Origin of the sequence: Pyxidicoccus trucidator (assembly GCF_010894435.1) — a bacterium.
In the GTDB taxonomy this organism is placed as follows: Bacteria; Myxococcota; Myxococcia; order Myxococcales; family Myxococcaceae; genus Myxococcus; species Myxococcus trucidator.
Window position 1 is genome coordinate 420,560 of sequence record NZ_JAAIXZ010000005.1, and the last position, 17,112, is coordinate 437,671.

The following is a 17,112-nucleotide window of genomic DNA, read 5'->3' on the forward strand; positions in this document are numbered from 1 at the left end:
GATGTTGATGCGTCGTGCCCTGGCCTGTGCCGTCGTGCTGATGGCGGGTTGCGCGAGGAACGCCCGTCCCGAGGAGGCGGCGCTCGCCGCGGCCCAGGAGCCCGAGCTCGTGGCTCCGCGTTACGAGCACATCTTCCTGATGCCCGTGGAGCGGGCGCTGGCCGAGGCCACGAAGCTCCTGAGCGAGAATGGCTGGGTGCTCAAGCCCATGGAGGACCCGAAGTACCTCCTGACGGAGTGGAAGTCCGCGCAGATTGGCTACGAGTCGTGGGGCTGGAGCAGCGACGGCGACCACACGCGGTACTTCGTGGCCGGCGAGCCGCTCGGCGTGCGGCGGTCCGTCGTGCGCATCTTCCGGATGAAGCGGGTGGCCTTCGGCAACGACGCGGAGCTTCGCTACGACGGGCATACCGGGGAGCTGGTCCCGAAGCACCTGCTGATGGACCAGATTGAGCAGAGCTTGCGACGGAAGGGCGCCCCCGTGGACCTCGCCCAGCGGGAGCGGGACACCGCGCCGTGGGTGGAGCTGGACGGCGCCATCCAGGGCACCCGGGACCTGAAGCTGGAGCGGGACCTGACGCTGCGGCTGGAGTCGCGCCCTTCGCTGGAGACGCTCACCGGCACGCTGCGCCTGACGCGCGATGACGCCTTCGCGAGGGACCCGTCCTTCTACCTGAAGCGCTGGCGCCAGGAGGTCCAGGAGCCGTGTGAGCGGAAGGTCCAGGGCTTCCAGCCAATGCTTCGCGCCGGGCTCACGGTGCTCGTCGGCGAGCAGCTCGGCACGCGCGAGGTCCCCGCCGCCGTGGGCGACCTGCTGTGCGAGGCCGCCGGGGCGGGGCTGGGTGTCACGGTGGGGCTCTCCATTCCGCAGAAGGAGCAGGAGCGCATCGGCCGGTACCTGGCGAGCGCGGGAGGGCCGCCGGACCAGGATGCGCTGCTGAGCGGAGACTTCTGGCGCAAGGTCCAGCAGGACGGCCGTGGCAGCCGGGCCATGATGGACCTCATCGACCGGGCGCGGGCGCTGCGTGCCGCCGGGCACTCCGTCTCCGTGGTGGCCATCGACACGGACATGAACCACGGCAGCGCGCGCGATGCCCGCATGGCCCGGGCGGTGCTCAATGCGCGCACGGCGCGTCCCCGGGATGTGCTCCTCGTGCTCGCGGGCAACGCGCACACGCGGCTGGTGGCGGAGGCGGCCTGGAACGAGGACTTCATCCCCATGTCGCGGCACATTGCAGAGACCGACAAGGCGCTGAAGGTCCTGGAGGTCGGCTACGCCCAGGGACGGCGGTGGGGCTGCGACCTGGCGCCGAACGCAGAGCTGGAGTGCGACGTCATGGGCATTACTCCCGGGCCTCTCGTCGCGGCCCCGGCGGAGGGGCCTCCAGCCATCCGGTTGATTCCAACGCTGGACGACGATGACGGGTTCCACGGCTTCCTGGACGTGGGGGCCCTCACGGCGTCGCTGCCCGCCATCGCGCTGCGGGGGCATGAGTCGCCTACCCCCGCGACGACGCCTGCTGCGGTGGCGCCGGAACCTCCTGCGGCTCCGAGTGGACCGAAGGCGACGACGCCTGGCGCAGTGGCGCCGGAACCTCCAGCGGCTCCGGTGCCACGCTGACGTCGCCGGGCAAACGGCTCACCGCCGGGCGAGCACCTCCAGCAGGCTCAGGGTGACTGCGGAGGGGTCGCCGTCGTCGTGGTTGGTCAGCACGGAAACCGCCGCCTTGTGGTCGGGGTAGTAGCCGGCCAGGGCGGAATACCCTGGGACGCCGCCTTCATGGCCATGAAGCGGCCCCAGCGGACTGGTGCCGAGCAGGAGCCCCAGCCCATACGCCGGAGCGCCGCCGGGCTCGGCGGGCACCCAGCGGGTCAGCTCCGCACGCTGCGCCGGGGACAGCAGCGAGCCCTCGAAGAGCGCCAGGTAGAACCGGCTGATGTCCTCGGCACTGGAGATGAGGGCGCCGGCCGCGCCGATGGCGGAAGGGTGGAGCAGCTCGGTGAGGTCGACCCAGGCGCCGTCCTCGTGCGCGAGGCCGCGCACGGTGAGGGGTGGCAGGGCTTCGGAGCCATCCATTCCCGTGCTTCGCAGCTCCAGCGGCTCGAGGATGCGCTCGCGCACCTGCCGGGCGAAGGGCGTCCCCGTCACCTTCTCGATGACGACGCTGGCGAGGATGTAGTTGGTATTGGAGTAGGTCCAGCCAGCTCCCGGCTCGAAGAGCGGGGAGTGCTCGGCCCCCAGGAGGATGAGCTCCTCGACGGTCCACTCCCTGCCGGGCTCGGCCATCGCCCGCTCCAGGAAGCCTGGGTGGTCCGTGTAGTTGGCCGCGCCACTGGTGTGGTTGAGGAGCTGCCGCACGGTGATGCGGTCCGCGCGGGGAAAGTCGGGGAGCCAGGTCGCCAGCGGCGTGTCCAGCGACAGCCTTCCCTCGGCCTGGAGTTGCAAGGCCACCACCGAGATGAAGGTCTTGGTGATGCTGCCCACGCGCAGCCGGTCCCCGGGGACCATGGCCACGGCGGGCTCCATGCGGGACGCGCCCGCCGCTCCACTCCAGGTGCAGTCCGGGAGCCGCACCGAGGCGGTGGCGCCGACGAGCGCCTTCTCGGACACCGCCTGCGTGAGCGCGTCCTGCAAGCGGGACGAGAGCTCCTCGCAGGAGACGCGCGGCCGCGGGTCGTCTCCGTCGTCCCCACATCCCGCGAGCCAGAGCGTCAGGGTCAGGCCGAGCACGGCACGCCCAAGGAGCTGATTGACGAACATACAAAGTCCTCCAGATGAATGAGTGCACGCTGCGCGCACTCGAACACTGGGGGACTCCGCTGCTGTCACTCCGCGTGGCGATTACGACTCAGGTGCCGACGGCCTCCGTGGCGGTGCGCGGCTCTCCCGGCGCGGGCGCGTGGCTCTCCGCGGCGTCCGCATGGGCGATGCGCTCGTCCAGCTCCGCCGAGAGTCGCTCGAAGGCCTCCTTGCCAATCGTGGCCGACTGGTAGGCCTTGAAGAGCGACTCCTTCTCCACGATGAGCATGCGGCGGACCGCCTCCTGGTGCTCCTCCTCATGGAAGCGCATCGACTGTTGCTTCAGCGACGCCAGCTCCTTCTCGGCGGTGGTCTCCTTCTCCTGGTACTCCCGCTCCAGCTGCCCCAGCACGTCCGCGGGAATCTCCCGGTTGCGGCGCATGCCCTCCAGCGCGGCCAGGGCGGCGTGGACGGCGCCCAGGCGGCCCCGCGCCAGCTCGTACTGCTCCTGGTAGGCGTCCTTCAGGCCGGTGATGCCCAGCCGCCGCAGCAGCGGCGCCATCGTGAGCCCCTGGATGATGATGGAGAGCACCACCACGCCGAAGGTCATGTTCACCAGCAGCTCGCGGTGGGGGAAGTCCGCCGGAAGACCGAGCACCAGCACCATGGAGATGGCGCCCCGCAGCCCGCTCCAGGTGAGCACCGCGCTCCACGTCCAGGGCAGGCGCTCCGACGTGAGGCGCAGCAGCGCGGACATGCCGAACACCACCACCGCGCGGCCGGCGATGACCGCCACGTACGCCGCGAGGATGGGCTTCCACGAGGCCAGCAGCGAGCCGAGCTCCACCTCCAGGCCGATGAGCAGGAACACCACCGAGTTGAGCGCGAAGGCCAGGTACTCCCAGAAGCTCTCCACCGCGACGCGCGTGGTGGGGCTCATGCCCGCATGCGTCGCCCAGTTGCCGCACAGCATGCCGGCCACCACCGTCGCGATGACGCCCGAGTAGTGGAAGTTCTCCGCCACCACGAACGAGCCATAGGCGGCGATGACGGTGAGGGTGATTTCCACCATCGCGTCGTCCACGCGCTTGATGACCTGCGCCACCACGAAGCCCACGGCGCTGCCCACGAGCACGCCCATCCCCGCCACCTTGATGAAGTCGAAGATGGCTCCGCCCACCGTGAACTTGCCGCCGGTGGCCACCGCCACGACGAGGGTGAAGAGCACGACGGCGGTGCCGTCATTCAGCAGGCTCTCTCCCTCCACGAGGATGAGCAGGCGCTTGGGGGCACCCAGCGTCTTGAAGAGGCCCACCACCGCGATGGGGTCCGTGGAGACGATGACCGCGGCGAACACCAGCGCCGGCAACATTCCGAAGCCGCTCACGAAGTCCATCCCCTCCACCACCGGAGAGAGGATGAGCGCCGTCAGGCCCGCCGACGCGGCCACCCCGGGGATGGCCATGGAGTGGATGGCCAGCTTGTTCTTCCAGAACTTGCGGAACTCGACGTGGAAGGCCGCCTCGAACAGCAGTCCGGGGAGGATGATGGCGAAGAGCAGCTCTTTCGTGAGGTGGGGCGGCTCGAAGGCCTGCACCGCACCCAGCGACAACCCGGCCACCACCAGCGCCACCGTGTAGGGGAACTTGAAGTGGCGCGCGACGATGGCCACTGCGGTCGCGACGGCGAAGATGAGGACGAAGGCCAGCTCGAAGTGCATTGCTGGTGTTTAATTTGTGCACCAACGTCATTGCAACCCCGGCGCACCGGGCCCGGACACGCTGCGTCCGGGCCCGCCTGCCTGCCGACGTACTACGGGTAGCAGGCCGCCTGGCGCAGGGCCGTGTCTTCCGGCAGCCCCAGGGCGACGTTGAAGTTCTGCACGGCCTGGCCGGCCATGCCCTTCACGAGGTTGTCCAGCGCGGCCATGACGGCCACCGAGCGGCCCTTGGTGGCCACGGAGATGTCGCAGAAGTTGCTGCCCGCCACCGCGGCCACGCGGGGCGTGCCCTCGACGATGCGGACGAACTTCGAGCCCTCGTAGTAGCGGCGGAACTTCTCCGTCAGCGACGCCGTCACCACCGCGCCGCCATGCTCCGGCCACTCGAACTGCACGGTGGCGAAGATGCCGCGCACCATGGGCGCCGAGTGCGGGACGAAGGCGAGCCGGTGCCGCTGCGCGCCGTGCGCCACCAGCATGACCTCCACCTCGGCCTCGTGCTGGTGCTCCAGCGGCTTGTACGCCCGGAAGTCATGCGCGCGCGTCGGGTGGTGCGTGCCCTCGCCCGGCAGCGAGCCGGAGCCGGACGAGCCCGTCACGCCGGACACGGCCAGCAGCCCCAGGCCCGGCGTGGACGCAATCGGCAGCAGCGCGAGCTGCACCGCCGTGGCGAAGCAGCCCGGGTTGGCGATGCGCTTCGCGCCCTTGATGGCGTCGCGCTTCCACTCGGTGAGGCCGTAGGTGAAGGTGCCCAGCAGGTCCGGAGCGGGGTGGGGGCGGCCGTACGCGCCCGCGTAGCGGCCCGGGTGGTCCAGCCGGAAGTCGGAGGACAGGTCCACCAGGAGCACGCGCTCGGCGATGCCGGCCTCGGCCCACTTCTTCTCGATGTCGACGAACTGCTTCGCCAGCTCGCCATGGCTCAGCGCGCTGAACACCACCGGCTGCTCCGAGTCCGACAGCCAGCGCCAGTCCGGCTCCGCCTCGAAGCGGCCGTCCACCAGCCCGCGCAGGTGCGGGTGCACCTTGTGGATGGGCTCGCCCGCGTGGTGCCGCGACACCACGCGGATGCCGGCCACCGCCGGATGGCCGGAGAGGATGCGCAGCAGCTCGCCTCCGCCAAAGCCGGAGGCCCCCAGGATGTAGATGTTCGCCCGCGTCATGACTTCCTCCCCGCGCCCAGCTTGGGCGTGAGCTTCTCCAGGATGAGCCCACCCAGCGCCGCCGCGTTGGCGCGGGCGTTGCGGGCGGGAATCCCCACCACCTGCTCCACGAAGCGCACGCCCACCGCGTTGTCCGTGGCGGGGCCCGCTACCATGTCCACGTCGATGCCGTACGCCTCGCGCAGGTGCCGCACGCCGCCGGCCGCGCCCACCGGGTCGTTCGCGCACAGCACCCACGCGCCCGCCAGGCTCCGCAGCTCCGCGTCCGCGAGGATGCCCTGCACCCCGTACTCACCCATGATGCCGTCGCCCGTCTCCGCGACGATGACGTCCACGTTCTCCGCCGCCAGCTCGGAGAACAGCACCCGCGCCACGCGCGCACCCGTGCGCGCGCCGGTGCAGACGACGCCCGCGTCGGTGAAGTCCATGACGACGTCCGCGCCGGAGTCCTGCATGGCCAGCGTGTCCCGCATCAGCGACACGCCCGTCAGCTTCGCCCCGCCCACGCGGTAGCCGGCCTGCGCCAGCGTGCGCACCATGGCGCTGGCCGCGTACGTCTTGCCCGCGTTCATGCAGGTGCCGACGACGTAGACCACCGGGCACTTCACCGGGGTGGACGTCCCCTTGAGGGCGCCCGAGGTGACGTGCGCCGGCTGGCCGGTGCGCGACATCAGCTCCGGGAACTCCAGCACCTGGCCGAGGATTTCCGCCTCGAAGGGCGTGCCCACGCCGGGGTTGTGCGAGGTGCACTTGCCGATGACGCCGCCCATGTTGAGCACGTGCAGCCGCTCGCCCACGGTGACGGACTCGGGCACCACGCCCTCGTAGCCGTGCAGCGCGTTGCGGTGCCCCAGGGCGCCCACGACGATGTCGCCCGCGTGCAGCGTGACGAGGCGCCCGTGCGGGTCCTCGAGCTGGTTGTAGACGCTCTTCTCCCCGTGGATGCGCACGGCCACCACCGCGCCCTCCTCGGCCTTCACCTCGGGTGCCAGATGCACCGTGCGGCCCAGGCCCAGGTTCCGGGTGACGCTACCCACCTTGTCGACGAAGACCTTCATTTCAACCTCCCTTGGCCCGGTGAGAGAGCATCTGCGCGACGCCGTACAGCTTGGCGAATCCAGCGGCTTCAGAACCCGTCCACAGCACGTTTGCTTCCCCGTACGTCGCCACCTTCGCGTCCATCAGCGAGTGCGGCGAGCGCACGCCTTCCACCACCAGCGTCCGCGGGTGCATGACGAGCCGCACCTCGCCCGTCACCCGGTCCTGCGACGAGGTGAGGAACGCCTCCAGGTCCTTCACCAGCGGGTCGAAGAAGTGCCCCTCGTGCAGCAGCGAGCCGTAGAGGTTGCCCATCGACTCCTTCCAGAAGAGCTGCTTGCCGGAGAGCACCACCTTCTCCAGCTCGCGGTGCGCGGTGATGAGCAGGTGCGCCGCCGGCGCCTCGAAGCCCACCCGGCCCTTGATGCCGAGAATCGTGTCCCCCAGGTGCACACCCCGGCCGATGCCGTAGGTGCGCCCCAGCGCGTTGAGCACCTCCACCAGCTTCACGGGCGACAGCTTCTCGCCGTCCAGCGCCACGGGGACGCCCTTGTCGAAGGACAGCGTCAGCGTGCGGGGCTTCAGGTCGGTGGGAATCTCCCCGCCGGGGAAGGCCGCCTCGGGCAGCGCGCTCCACGAGTCCAGGGTCTCCCGGCCGCCCACCGAGGTGCCCCACATGCCCTCGTTGACGGAGTAGGAGCCCAGCTTCGGCGGCATGTGGATGCCGCGCTCGGCGAGGAAGGACAGCTCCTGCTGCCGGCTCAGGCCCAGCGTGCGGACGGGGGTGAGCAGCTCCAGCTCCGGCGCCAGCGAGCGGAAGGCCACGTCGAAGCGCACCTGGTCGTTGCCGGCGCCCGTGCTGCCGTGGGCAATCGCCTGCACGCCCAGCTCGCGCGCCATGCGCACCGCCTCCACCGCCTGGCAGGCCCGCTCGGCGGAGACGCTCAGCGGGTAGACCTGCCCGCGCAGCACGTTGCCGGCGATGAGGTAGCGCAGGTAGCCCTGGAAGAGGGTGTCGCGCGCGTCCACCGTGTGGTGCGCCACCGCGCCCAGCTTCGCGGACAGCGCGGCGATGCTGGCGAGCTGCTCGGGCGGGAAGCCGCCCGTGTCCACGGTGACAGTCGTCACGTCGTAGCCCTGCTCACGCAGGTAGACGGTGCAGAAAGCGGTATCGAGTCCGCCGGAGAAGGCCAGCACCACGTTCTTCTTGCTCATGTCTTCACTCCTCACGGGGAAGGGGTTCACAGCGCCCACACGCGCTCGGCCGCAGTGGCCATGGCGCGGTGGGTGTCGTCGAGCCAGGCGCGCGCGGCGGCCAGCTCCTCACGGGCCTGGGGCAGGCCCAGGTTGCCGGCGCCACCCAGGTGGGTGGCCGTCAGTGCCCCGCGGTCCGGATGGAACGTTCCGCCCGCGATTTCGCGTCCCACCTGGCGGTAGGCGTCTCGGAAGGGCAGGCCCTGGGCGACCAGCGCGTAGGCGTGGTGGGCCGCGTACAGCGAGTCATCGCTCGCCCGTGCCGCCGCCTCCGCCTTCACCTGGAGCACGGGCACCAGGCGGGCAAGCACCTCCAGCAGCTCCTTCATGGAGCCCAGCGCCGCCAGGGTGGGGGACTTCAGGAGCTGGAAGTCACGGTGGTAGCTGGACGGCAGGCCGCCGGCCACCGCCTCCACCTGGTGCGCGATTCCGCGCAGCTCGCGGCAGCGGCCGCGCGCCAGCTCCACTACGTCCGGGTTCTTCTTCTGCGGCATGATGGACGAGCCGGTGGTGAACGCGTCCGGCAGCGCCAGGAAGCCGAACTCGTCCATGCTGTAGAGCTGCACGTCCCACAGCCACTTCTCCAGCGTGCCCGCCACCGAGCACGCCCACCCCAGCACCGCCGACTCGTGCCGGCCCCGGCCGTTCTGCACGTCGATGGGGCTGCGCTGCACCCGGCTGAAGCCGAGCAGCGCCGCCACATACTCCCGGTCGATGGGCAGCGGCACGCCAAAGCCCGCCGCCGCGCCCAGCGGGCAGCGATCCAACCGGGCCCACACCCCGCGCAGCGCCTCCAACTCCTCCAGCAGCCCTTCCGCGAAGGCCATGCCCCACAGGCCGAAGGTGGACGGCATGGCGCGGCGCAGGTGCGTGTAGCCGGGCAGGGCCACGGCCGCGTGCGCCTGGGCGAAGTCCAGGAACGTCCCCGCCAGCTCCACCGTGCGCGCGCCCATGGCGAGCACCTCCTCGCGGAGGAGCAGGCGCAGGGCGAGCTGCACCTGGTCGTTGCGCGAGCGCCCCAGGTGGATGCGCTTGCCGGCCTCACCCGCGCGCTCCACGAGCGCCGCCTCCAGCGCGGTGTGGCCGTCCTCCTGCTCCGGGCGGATGGTGAACGCCCCGGCGCGCGCCTCGTCGTGCAGCACCTTCAGCGCCGCCACCAGCGTCTTCGCTTCGTCAGCGCCCAGGAGGCCCACGTGCGCCAGCATCCGCGCGTGCGCGGCGCTGCCGAGCGCGTCATGGGGCGCGAGCGCCAGGTCCACCACCGGGTCATTGCCCACGGTGAAGCGGTGGATGGCCGCGTCCAGCGGCGTACCCTTTCCCCACAGCGTGTCAGCCACGGGCCACCTCCTCGAAGTAGGCGCGCACCAGGCGCGTGTAGAAGGCGGCGCCCGCTTCGAGCTCCGCCCGGGTGAGGTACTCGTCCGCCTGGTGGCTGCGCAGCGTGTCGCCAGGGCCCACCTTCACCGCCGGCAGCTCGCCGAGGAAGGCCCAGTCGGACGTGGTGCTGGAGCCCACCGGCTCCGCGCCCGACGCCGCCACGGCCGCGCGGACGATGGGCTGGTTCGCCCCCGTCGCCTTCGGCAGGTACCGCGCCGAGTGCACCTGCACCTCGCTCTTCAGCACCCCGGCCACCTGCTTCGCCACCTCCGCGTGCTCCATGGCCGGCGTGGTGCGCAGGTCCACGAAGAACTCGCACTTGTCCGGCACCTGGTTGCGCGCCAGCCCACCGTTGATTTGCGTCACCTGCGCCCGGGCCTCGCCCAGCAGCGGGTGCGAGGGGAAGCGCAGCTCCGACAGGACGGAGATGTCCACCGCCGCCATATGGATGGCGTTCACCGCCGGGGTGCTGTGCACGTGGGCCACGTGGCCGCTCTTGCCATGCGCCGTGCAGCGCAAGAGCAGCATGCCCCGCTGCGCGGTGCAGGGCTTCAGCCCCGTGGGCTCGCCCACCACGGCCGCATCCAGCGGCCCCAGCTCGGAGAGCAGCGTTCCCAGTCCCTGGCCTCCCGTCTCTTCCTCGGCGGTGAAGGCGAAGACGACTTCGCCTCCGGTGGGTGCTCCTTCGGTCAACAGGGCGCGGGCGGTGAGGAGCATCCCCGCCACGCAGCCCTTGGCGTCATTGCTGCCCAGGCCGTACAGTCGGTCCTCGCGCCAATCGGGCGCGTGCGGCTGATACGTCCACCCGGCGCACGGCTTCACCGTGTCCAGGTGCGAGTTGACGAGCAGCCGGCGCGGCCCGCTTCCCACGGAGAACCACACGTTGTGGCCCTTCCGCTGGACGCGCGCGCCCCAGCCCTCGGCCCACGCGGACACGGTGTCCGCGATGCGGCCCTCGTCACCCGACACGCTGGGGATGGCCACCAGCGCCTGGAGCAGCTCCGCCGCCTTCATCCCACGGCCCCGGCCGGCTTGGGCGCGGACTCGCGCACCACCATGGTGCCGCTGCCCTCGTTGGTGAAGACCTCCTCCAGCAGCGCGTTGGGCAGCACCCCGCTGACGAGGTGCACGCTGCCCACGCCGCCCACCAGCGCGTGGCGGATGGCGTGCGCCTTCGGCCGCATGCCGCCGGAGATGGCGCCCGTGTTCTCCATGGTGGCCAGGTCCGTCAGGTTGGCGAGCGTGACGAGCGACGTCGGGTCATTCAGGTCCTTGAGCAGGCCCGGCACCTGGACGAGGAAGAAGAGCTTCTCCGCCGACAGCGCCACCGCGAGCGCCGCGGCCACCGTGTCCGCGTTGGTGTTGTAGACGGCGCCGTCGGGGCCGCCCGACAGGGGCGCCACCACCGGGACGTAGTCCGCCGAGCGCAGGTGCTCCACCACCCGCGTGTCCACCGACTCGATGTCACCCACGAGGCCGTAGTCGACGAGCTTCCCCTCGGTGGAGCCGGGCTCGGTCACCATGACGGGCGGGCGCTTGCGCGCCTTGATGAGGCCGGCGTCCACGCCGCTCAGGCCCACGGAGGGCACGCCCGCCGCCTGGAGGTCCGCCAGCAGGTCCGTGTGCAGCTTGCCCGCGAGCACCATCTTCGCCGCGTCCAGCACGGGCGCGGAGGTGATGCGGCGGCCCGCCACCTTCTCGATGGGCAGGTGGAGGGCGTCACACAGCGTGTCCAGCTCCGGGCCGCCGCCGTGCACCACGACGGGACGGATGGAGAAGGTCCACAGGAGGGCAATCTGCTCGCACGCGGAGCGGCGCAGCTTCGGGTCGCTCAGCATGGCGCCGCCGAGCTTCACGACGAACGTCTTGCGGCGGAACTGCTGCACGTAGCGCGCGGCGTGGCGAAGCGCGGAGTACGGGTCGGGCGACAGGGGCACGGGGCACCTCTAAAAAAGGAAGGAAGGGGAGGGAAGCTCGGGCGCGCTGCGCCTAGCGGGACTGCGTGCGCATCCAGTGCAGGAGCGCGCGCTGGACGTGGTAGCGGTTGCCGGCCTCGTCCACCACGCGGCTGCTGGGGTGGTCGAGCACCTCGTCGGCCACCTCCACGTTGCGGCGCACGGGCAGGCAGTGGAGGAAGGCCGCGTCCTTCGCCGCGCGGGACATGGTGCGCCGCGTGGGCATCCACCCGGAGTAGGAGGCCAGCAGCGTGTTGACGTCGGTCAGCGAGTACGCCGCCGCGGCCGACGGCCCCCACGACTTGGCGTACACCGCGCGGCTGCCGGCGAGCGCCTCGTCCTGGTCATGGGTGTAGGTGATGCTGCCGCCGGTGGCCTTGGCGTACGCCTCCGCCTCCGCCCGCACGGCGGGGTGCAGGTCGAAGCCCGGAGGGTGCGCTACGCGTACCTCACAGCCCGCCGCGGCGGCGCTCAGGAGGAAGGAGTTGGGGACGGCCTTGGGCAGGGGCTTGATGTGCGGGGCCCAGGTGAGCGTCACCGGCAGCTTCTTGGTTCCGCCGAACGTCTCGCGCAGGGTGAGCACGTCCGCCAGGCCCTGGCAGGGGTGCTCGCGCGCGGACTCCATGCTCACCACCGGCACGGTGGCCCACTTGCGGAAGGCTCCGATGATGGGGTCCACCTCGTCCTCCTCGTCGCCGCCGCCCTGCGAGAAGGTCCGCACGCCCAGCATGTCCACGAAGCGCGAGAGGACGGGCGCCGCCTCCTTGAGGTGCTCGGCCCGGTCCGCGTTCATCACCGCGCCCTCGCGGTGCTCGAGCTTCCACACGCCCGAGCCCACGTCGAGGATGATGGCGTTGCCACCCCCGCGCAGCATGACGGCCTCGAACGAGGTGCGCGTGCGCAGCGACGGGTTGAAGAACACCATGCCGAGGATGCTGCCCGGGAACAGCGGCTGTCCCGGCGCCTTCAGCTTCCACGCCGCCGCCTGCGCGAGCACCGCCTCGACGCCCTCGGGCCCGAGGTCCTTGATGTGGGTGACGTGCTTCATGGGCCTGTGCTCCAACCGGCTGCGGGCCGGATGCAGAGTGGATGAATATGCACGAAAATGCGTGCATCCTCTTTGAGAGGGGCGGATATTATGCAAGAAGACGCAGCGCGCAAGCCTCTTGTTCCCAAATTTTTCATGCAGACTCTTGCATGAATATGCATGCAAATGCATGGTGACTGAATGACCCTGGACGAGACCATCCTGAGGCTCATCTCCGAGCGGGAGATCAGTGATCAGGCGGTGTTACAGGAGCTGCTGGAGACAGAGGGCGAGGCACCGAGCCAGTCCACGCTGTCGAGGCGGCTGAAGAAGCTGGGGGTGCAGAAGGTGGCGGGGCGCTACCAGCGGGTGGAGGCGCCGCCCGTGGTGGCCCCCGCGAGGCCCTGGCTGAGGATCATCGAAGCGCCTCCCAGCCTGCTGGTGCTGAAGACGGCGCCCGGCTACGCGCAGGTGTTCGCGCTGGCGTTGGACCGGGAGCCGGACGTGCCCGGACTCGCCGGCACCGTGGCGGGGGACGACACCATCTTCGTCGCGGTGACGGACCCCTCGCGGCTGCGCGAGGTGCGCGAGGTGGTGGAGGAGCTGATGGCGCGGGGGACGTAGGTCCGCGGGACACGCCAGCCTCCGGTGAGGAACTTTCCCGGCTCGCTTCGTTGGGAGGGCAGGCCCATTTCCGGGTCCTTTTCCTTCTGACGGGGCTGAACCATGGCGTGGTCGAAGAAGTTCGCGGTGACGGCTGGCATCCTGTTCGCGCCGCTGTGCGTCCAGGCGCAGGTGGCGGACACGCAGGATGACCTCTCCGAGAGTGAGGCCGTGCGCATCATCGCCGGCGCCACGGGCTTCCCGCTGTCGGACGTGCAGATCCTCCAGCAGCAGGCGGTGACGCTGCCGAACCTGGGAACCTCCCTGGAGGTGTTCAAGGTCCGCAACCCGCGCACCGACGAGTCCGTGCGCCTGGCCATCCAGGGCCGCTCGGTGGTGGACTACGAGCAGCTCCTGCGGGACGAGGAGGGCCGCCGGAAGGCGCGCTACGGCAGCATGCAGCTGGCGCTGCACCGCCGCGTCACCACCAACACGCAGACGGCCGTGCAGGTGCTCATCAAGATGAACGCCTCGGAGCCCGTGCTGGACAAGGCGCAGCTCACCCCCGGCCGCGAACTGGAGGAGGCGGCCACGCAGGCGGTCGCCTACAACACTCGGGTGGAGGACGAGTCGTACTCGCTGCTCCAGGCGGCGCTGAGGGATGCGGGCGTGGGGCTCACGTACCGGCCGCCGCAGACGGGCCCCTTCGTTCAGATGACGCTGGCGCCGTCCGCGCTCCTGCGGCTGGCGCAGGACGGGCGGGTGGGCTTCCTCGGCCTCAACGAGGGCCTGGACGTGCTCGACTACCCCACGATTCCGCAGTCGCTGCCCACCACGCAGACGGACGTGGTCCACGCGGCCGGGGCGAAGGGCGCCGGGGTGAAGATCGCCATCCTGGAGGGCGGCACCCTGAACGTGCCCGCCGCGTGCTTCAACATCGGCGCCACGCAGGACGCGGCGGCGGGTTCCAATGACCACATGACGAAGAGCGCCGGCATCATCGGCAACCGGTACTCCGTCACGGGAGGGTGCAATGGCGCCTGGCAGGGCTATGCGCCGGAGGCCACCGTGCTGCTGGCGAACAAGGGCGGCAACTGCTCCGGCTACGCGGACCGCTACAAGTGGGCGAAGGCGCAGGGGGCCAACGTCATCACCATGAGCTGGCACTGCGGGGATGAGGAGACGGACGGAGACCTGCATGCCCGCGACGTCTTCTTCGACCACGCGGTGGCCCACTTCCCGTGGCCTTCCGTCTTCACCTCGGCGGGCAACCAGTCGGCGAGTGACGCGTTCGCCTCCGGGAAGGGGTTCAACTTCTTCGGCGTGGGCAATGTCGCCAACGACGGGGACGGCAACCGCTGCAACGACACGATGACGGCCTCCAGCACCTGGAAGGACCCCACCAGCATCCATGGTGACCGCGAGGTCCCGGCCATTGCCTCACCTGGCAGCCGGCACGACCTGCTGGGCACGAACTTCGGGGGCACCAGCGCGGCCACGCCGGTGACGGCCTCCATCGCCACGGTGTTGATGAGCGCGAAGCCGGCCCTGCGCAGCTGGCCCGAGGCGGTGCGCGCCATCCTGCTCGCGACTGCGAACTACCAGAACACCGACGGTGCCACCTGGAGCAAGTGGAGCGATGGCAAGGACGGCACCGGCATGACGAACACGAAGTACGCGCACTGGGCCGCCCTGCGCCGGGAGACCACCTCCACGCCGCAGTTCCGGGCGCATGACTACGGCAGCATGACGGCCTCCAGCTTCAGCGGCGGGTACCTGTCGAAGGTGTGGAAGGCTCATGTCACCAACACCAACTCGCGCGTCCGCGTCGCGCTGACGTGGAACAGCAAGACGGGCTCCTCCTCGGGTACGCCGTCCAGCAGCCAGCTCGACGCAGACCTGGACCTGTACGTGTACGACGCGGACGGCAATCAGGTGGCGACGTCCAGCACCTGGGACAGCAGCCACGAGTTCGTGGAGTTCACGCCCAAGAAGACTGGCTCGTACACCATCAAGGTCCGTGGCTTCAGCGTCCCCTCGGACTTCTTCAGCTACTACGGCGTGGCGTGGACCACGCACTACGACCTCTGCGCCGGGTAGCCGTGGAGTGACTTGAAGTATCCGGGGGTACGTCCTTCCAGGCTGGGAGGGGCGTGCCCCCGTCGTGTTTTCCGCGACTGACGCCGGGGGGCCTTGCGCTTTCTTACGGGTGGGGACAACCTTTGAGGGTGGGTGAGGGATGGGTGCCCTCACACGTCAGACCCCGGTGTTATCTCCGCGTGCATGGAACTGGAGACGGGCGTCGGGGAACATGGGCGGGAGATGGAACGGAAACCGGCGACCTACGCGGACCTGGAGGCGCTTCCCGACAATGTCGTGGGGGAGATCGTCGGCGGCGTGTTGCACGCCAGCCCCCGGCCTGCGGGGCCGCACGGGATTGCGGCCTTCCGACTCGGCGTCGAGCTGGGAGGACCATTCGACCGTGGCAGAAACGGTCCGGGCGGCTGGGTCTTGATGGGTGAACCCGAGCTTCACCTGGGAGGCGATGTCCTCGTTCCGGACCTCGTGGGCTGGCGTCGCGAGCGGATGCCCAGGCCCACGAGCCATGTGGCCTATACGGTGGCTCCCGACTGGGTCTGTGAGGTGCTCTCGCCCTCGACGAAGACCCTGGACCGGAAGGAAAAGCTTCCGGTCTACGCGCGTGAGGGCGTGCGGCATGTGTGGCTGCTGGACCCCAGGGCGCGTGCGCTGGAGGTCTTCAGGCTGGAGGCCACGGGCTACGCACTGCTCGCCACGCATTCCGGAAGCGCACCCGTCCGGGCCGAGCCCTTCGAGGCCATCGAACTGGAGCTGGCCTTTCTCTGGGACGACGCGTAGCGCTCCCGTCACCACCGGTTACAAGCCGGTTACACCCTTCGCGCTCCTTCATTCGTACTGTTCCTGCGTGCCCAAGCAGGCACCGCAGTACGAAAGGACGCACGATGAAATCGGCCCTCAAGCTCCCCGTCATCCTTGGCTCCGCCGCGGTGCTCGCGGTCTCCGCGCTCCTGCTCGGCAAGCCGGCGCCCGCCGCGCCGCCTCCGGTGCCGGCCCACACCCCGTCCAGGCCCGCCGCACCTCCGGCCGAGCCGCGCACCAGTCTGATTCCGGTCGCGCCTCAAGTGGCGCCCGTGGTGACTCAGGGGCAGGGCCAGCCCGTCATCCAGATTGCCGTGCTCCTGGACACCAGCGGCAGCATGGACGGCCTGCTCGACCAGGCGCGCTCGCAGCTCTGGAACATCGTCAACCGGTTCTCCCACGCGAAGCGCAACGGCGTGGCGCCGCAGCTCCAGATTGCGCTGTACGCCTACGGCAACACCGACCGGGGCGCCAACGCGAGTGAGATTCGCCAGGTCCTCCCGTTCACCACCGACCTGGACCTCCTCTCCGAGCACCTCTTCTCGCTGCGCACGTCCGGCGGTGACGAGAACTGCGGCGAGGTCATCCGGGACGCCACCACGCAGCTGGCCTGGAGCAAGGACAAGGACGCGATGCGGCTCATCTTCATCGCCGGCAACGAACCCTTCACCCAGGGCTCCGTGGACTTCCATACCTCGGTGAAGGCGGCCCGGGAGCGCGGCATCACCGTCAACACCATCCACTGCGGCGACTACGAAGAGGGCATCTCCGGGAAGTGGAAGGATGCGGCGGTGCTCGCCGATGGCAGCTACCTCAACATCGACCAGAACCAGCGCGTGGTGGAAATCCCCGCGCCGCAGGACACGGAAATCGCCCAGCTGGGCGCGGAGCTGAACAAGACCTACGTGGCCTACGGCGCCGCCGGCGAGCAGGCCCAAGCGCGGCAGGTGGCCCAGGACAGCAACTCGATGGGCGTGTCCATCTCCAACATGGTGTCCCGCTCCGTCGCCAAGTCGTCGCGCAACTACTCCAACGAGAGCTGGGACCTGGTGGACGCCGTGAAGAAGAACCAGGTGGACGTGGCGTCCGTCCGCGACGAGGACCTGCCCGAGCCGATGCGCGGGCTGGACGCCGCCGGCCGCAAGGCGTGGCTGGAGGCCCGGGAGCAGGAGCGGGCGAAGCTCCAGCAGCGCATCCAGACGCTCAGCGCCGAGCGCCAGAAGTTCCTGACCGAGGCGCGCAAGCAGCAGGCCGCCCAGGGGACGGACACGCTGGAGGGCGCCATCGGTCAGGTGGTCCAGCGCGAGGCCCAGAAGCGCCAGCTCACCCTGGAGTAGGAT

Annotated in this window: 14 protein-coding genes; 5 read left to right on the forward strand and 9 right to left on the reverse strand. The window is 70.3% G+C overall.

Annotation, left to right across the window (positions count from 1 at the left end):
* Position 1: 1 nt before the first annotated feature.
* Positions 2 to 1,621 (forward strand): ChaN family lipoprotein, encoded by a 1,620-nt coding sequence (locus G4D85_RS17620; protein WP_164013366.1) that lies wholly within the window; start codon positions 2 to 4, stop codon positions 1,619 to 1,621.
* Positions 1,622 to 1,639: 18 nt separating this feature from the next.
* Here the strand turns inward: G4D85_RS17620 and G4D85_RS17625 are convergent, their stop codons facing one another.
* From G4D85_RS17625 to G4D85_RS17665, 9 genes are all read right to left on the reverse strand, one after another.
* Positions 1,640 to 2,761, reverse strand: coding sequence for a serine hydrolase domain-containing protein (locus G4D85_RS17625; RefSeq protein ID WP_164013367.1), 1,122 nt, complete (start codon positions 2,759 to 2,761; stop codon positions 1,640 to 1,642).
* A gap of 88 nt (positions 2,762 to 2,849) precedes the next feature.
* Positions 2,850 to 4,460 (reverse strand): Na+/H+ antiporter, encoded by a 1,611-nt coding sequence (locus G4D85_RS17630; RefSeq protein ID WP_164013368.1) that lies wholly within the window; start codon positions 4,458 to 4,460, stop codon positions 2,850 to 2,852.
* 92 nt (positions 4,461 to 4,552) lie between these two features.
* Complete coding sequence (argC, locus tag G4D85_RS17635; RefSeq protein ID WP_164013370.1) at positions 4,553 to 5,620, reverse strand: N-acetyl-gamma-glutamyl-phosphate reductase; 1,068 nt, start codon at positions 5,618 to 5,620, stop codon at positions 4,553 to 4,555.
* A complete protein-coding gene (locus tag G4D85_RS17640) occupies positions 5,617 to 6,678 on the reverse strand; it encodes a DUF1611 domain-containing protein (RefSeq protein ID WP_164013372.1) in 1,062 nt (353 codons plus the stop codon). Before G4D85_RS17640 ends, argC begins: the two co-directional genes overlap by 4 nt.
* A gap of 1 nt (position 6,679) precedes the next feature.
* Positions 6,680 to 7,873, reverse strand: coding sequence for an argininosuccinate synthase (gene argG / locus G4D85_RS17645; protein WP_164013374.1), 1,194 nt, complete (start codon positions 7,871 to 7,873; stop codon positions 6,680 to 6,682).
* Positions 7,874 to 7,899: 26 nt separating this feature from the next.
* Entirely contained in the window at positions 7,900 to 9,249 is a 1,350-nt protein-coding gene (gene argH, locus G4D85_RS17650; protein ID WP_164013376.1) for an argininosuccinate lyase, read from the reverse strand.
* Positions 9,242 to 10,303: a M20/M25/M40 family metallo-hydrolase gene (locus tag G4D85_RS17655; protein ID WP_164013378.1), complete on the reverse strand. Its 1,062-nt coding sequence runs from the start codon at positions 10,301 to 10,303 to the stop codon at positions 9,242 to 9,244. Before G4D85_RS17655 ends, argH begins: the two co-directional genes overlap by 8 nt.
* The gene (gene argB / locus G4D85_RS17660; protein ID WP_164013380.1) at positions 10,300 to 11,226 is read right to left on the reverse strand and encodes an acetylglutamate kinase; all 927 of its coding nucleotides are present in this window, start codon (positions 11,224 to 11,226) and stop codon (positions 10,300 to 10,302) included. Before argB ends, G4D85_RS17655 begins: the two co-directional genes overlap by 4 nt.
* Before the next feature lie 52 nt (positions 11,227 to 11,278).
* Positions 11,279 to 12,292 carry an N-acetylornithine carbamoyltransferase gene (locus tag G4D85_RS17665; RefSeq protein ID WP_164013382.1) on the reverse strand — a complete coding sequence of 338 codons (1,014 nt, stop codon included), beginning with the start codon at positions 12,290 to 12,292 and terminating at the stop codon, positions 11,279 to 11,281.
* Between the two features lie 180 nt (positions 12,293 to 12,472).
* On the opposite strand from G4D85_RS17665, the gene G4D85_RS17670 reads away from it, so the two are divergent.
* From G4D85_RS17670 to G4D85_RS17685, 4 genes are all read left to right on the forward strand, one after another.
* The gene (locus G4D85_RS17670) at positions 12,473 to 12,895 is read left to right on the forward strand and encodes an arginine repressor (protein ID WP_164013383.1); all 423 of its coding nucleotides are present in this window, start codon (positions 12,473 to 12,475) and stop codon (positions 12,893 to 12,895) included.
* Between the two features lie 102 nt (positions 12,896 to 12,997).
* Positions 12,998 to 14,974, forward strand: a complete 1,977-nt coding sequence (locus G4D85_RS17675; RefSeq protein ID WP_164013384.1) for a S8 family serine peptidase — start codon at positions 12,998 to 13,000, stop codon at positions 14,972 to 14,974.
* Between the two features lie 222 nt (positions 14,975 to 15,196).
* Positions 15,197 to 15,751, forward strand: a complete 555-nt coding sequence (locus tag G4D85_RS17680) for a Uma2 family endonuclease (RefSeq protein WP_164013640.1) — start codon at positions 15,197 to 15,199, stop codon at positions 15,749 to 15,751.
* A gap of 104 nt (positions 15,752 to 15,855) precedes the next feature.
* A complete protein-coding gene (locus tag G4D85_RS17685; RefSeq protein WP_164013385.1) occupies positions 15,856 to 17,109 on the forward strand; it encodes a vWA domain-containing protein in 1,254 nt (417 codons plus the stop codon).
* Positions 17,110 to 17,112 lie beyond the last annotated feature (3 nt).

What these genes read in the sequence shown, in the direction of transcription:
- G4D85_RS17620 (WP_164013366.1), top strand. Translation starts at nt 2, where the DNA reads ATGTTGATGCGTCGTGCCCTGGCCTGTGCCGTCGTGCTGATGGCGGGT.
- G4D85_RS17625 (WP_164013367.1), bottom strand. Translation starts at nt 2,761, where the DNA reads ATGTTCGTCAATCAGCTCCTTGGGCGTGCCGTGCTCGGCCTGACCCTG.
- G4D85_RS17630 (WP_164013368.1), bottom strand. Translation starts at nt 4,460, where the DNA reads ATGCACTTCGAGCTGGCCTTCGTCCTCATCTTCGCCGTCGCGACCGCA.
- argC (WP_164013370.1), bottom strand. Translation starts at nt 5,620, where the DNA reads ATGACGCGGGCGAACATCTACATCCTGGGGGCCTCCGGCTTTGGCGGA.
- G4D85_RS17640 (WP_164013372.1), bottom strand. Translation starts at nt 6,678, where the DNA reads ATGAAGGTCTTCGTCGACAAGGTGGGTAGCGTCACCCGGAACCTGGGC.
- argG (WP_164013374.1), bottom strand. Translation starts at nt 7,873, where the DNA reads ATGAGCAAGAAGAACGTGGTGCTGGCCTTCTCCGGCGGACTCGATACC.
- G4D85_RS17655 (WP_164013378.1), bottom strand. Translation starts at nt 10,303, where the DNA reads ATGAAGGCGGCGGAGCTGCTCCAGGCGCTGGTGGCCATCCCCAGCGTG.
- G4D85_RS17665 (WP_164013382.1), bottom strand. Translation starts at nt 12,292, where the DNA reads ATGAAGCACGTCACCCACATCAAGGACCTCGGGCCCGAGGGCGTCGAG.
- G4D85_RS17670 (WP_164013383.1), top strand. Translation starts at nt 12,473, where the DNA reads ATGACCCTGGACGAGACCATCCTGAGGCTCATCTCCGAGCGGGAGATC.
- G4D85_RS17675 (WP_164013384.1), top strand. Translation starts at nt 12,998, where the DNA reads ATGGCGTGGTCGAAGAAGTTCGCGGTGACGGCTGGCATCCTGTTCGCG.
- G4D85_RS17680 (WP_164013640.1), top strand. Translation starts at nt 15,197, where the DNA reads ATGGAACGGAAACCGGCGACCTACGCGGACCTGGAGGCGCTTCCCGAC.
- G4D85_RS17685 (WP_164013385.1), top strand. Translation starts at nt 15,856, where the DNA reads ATGAAATCGGCCCTCAAGCTCCCCGTCATCCTTGGCTCCGCCGCGGTG.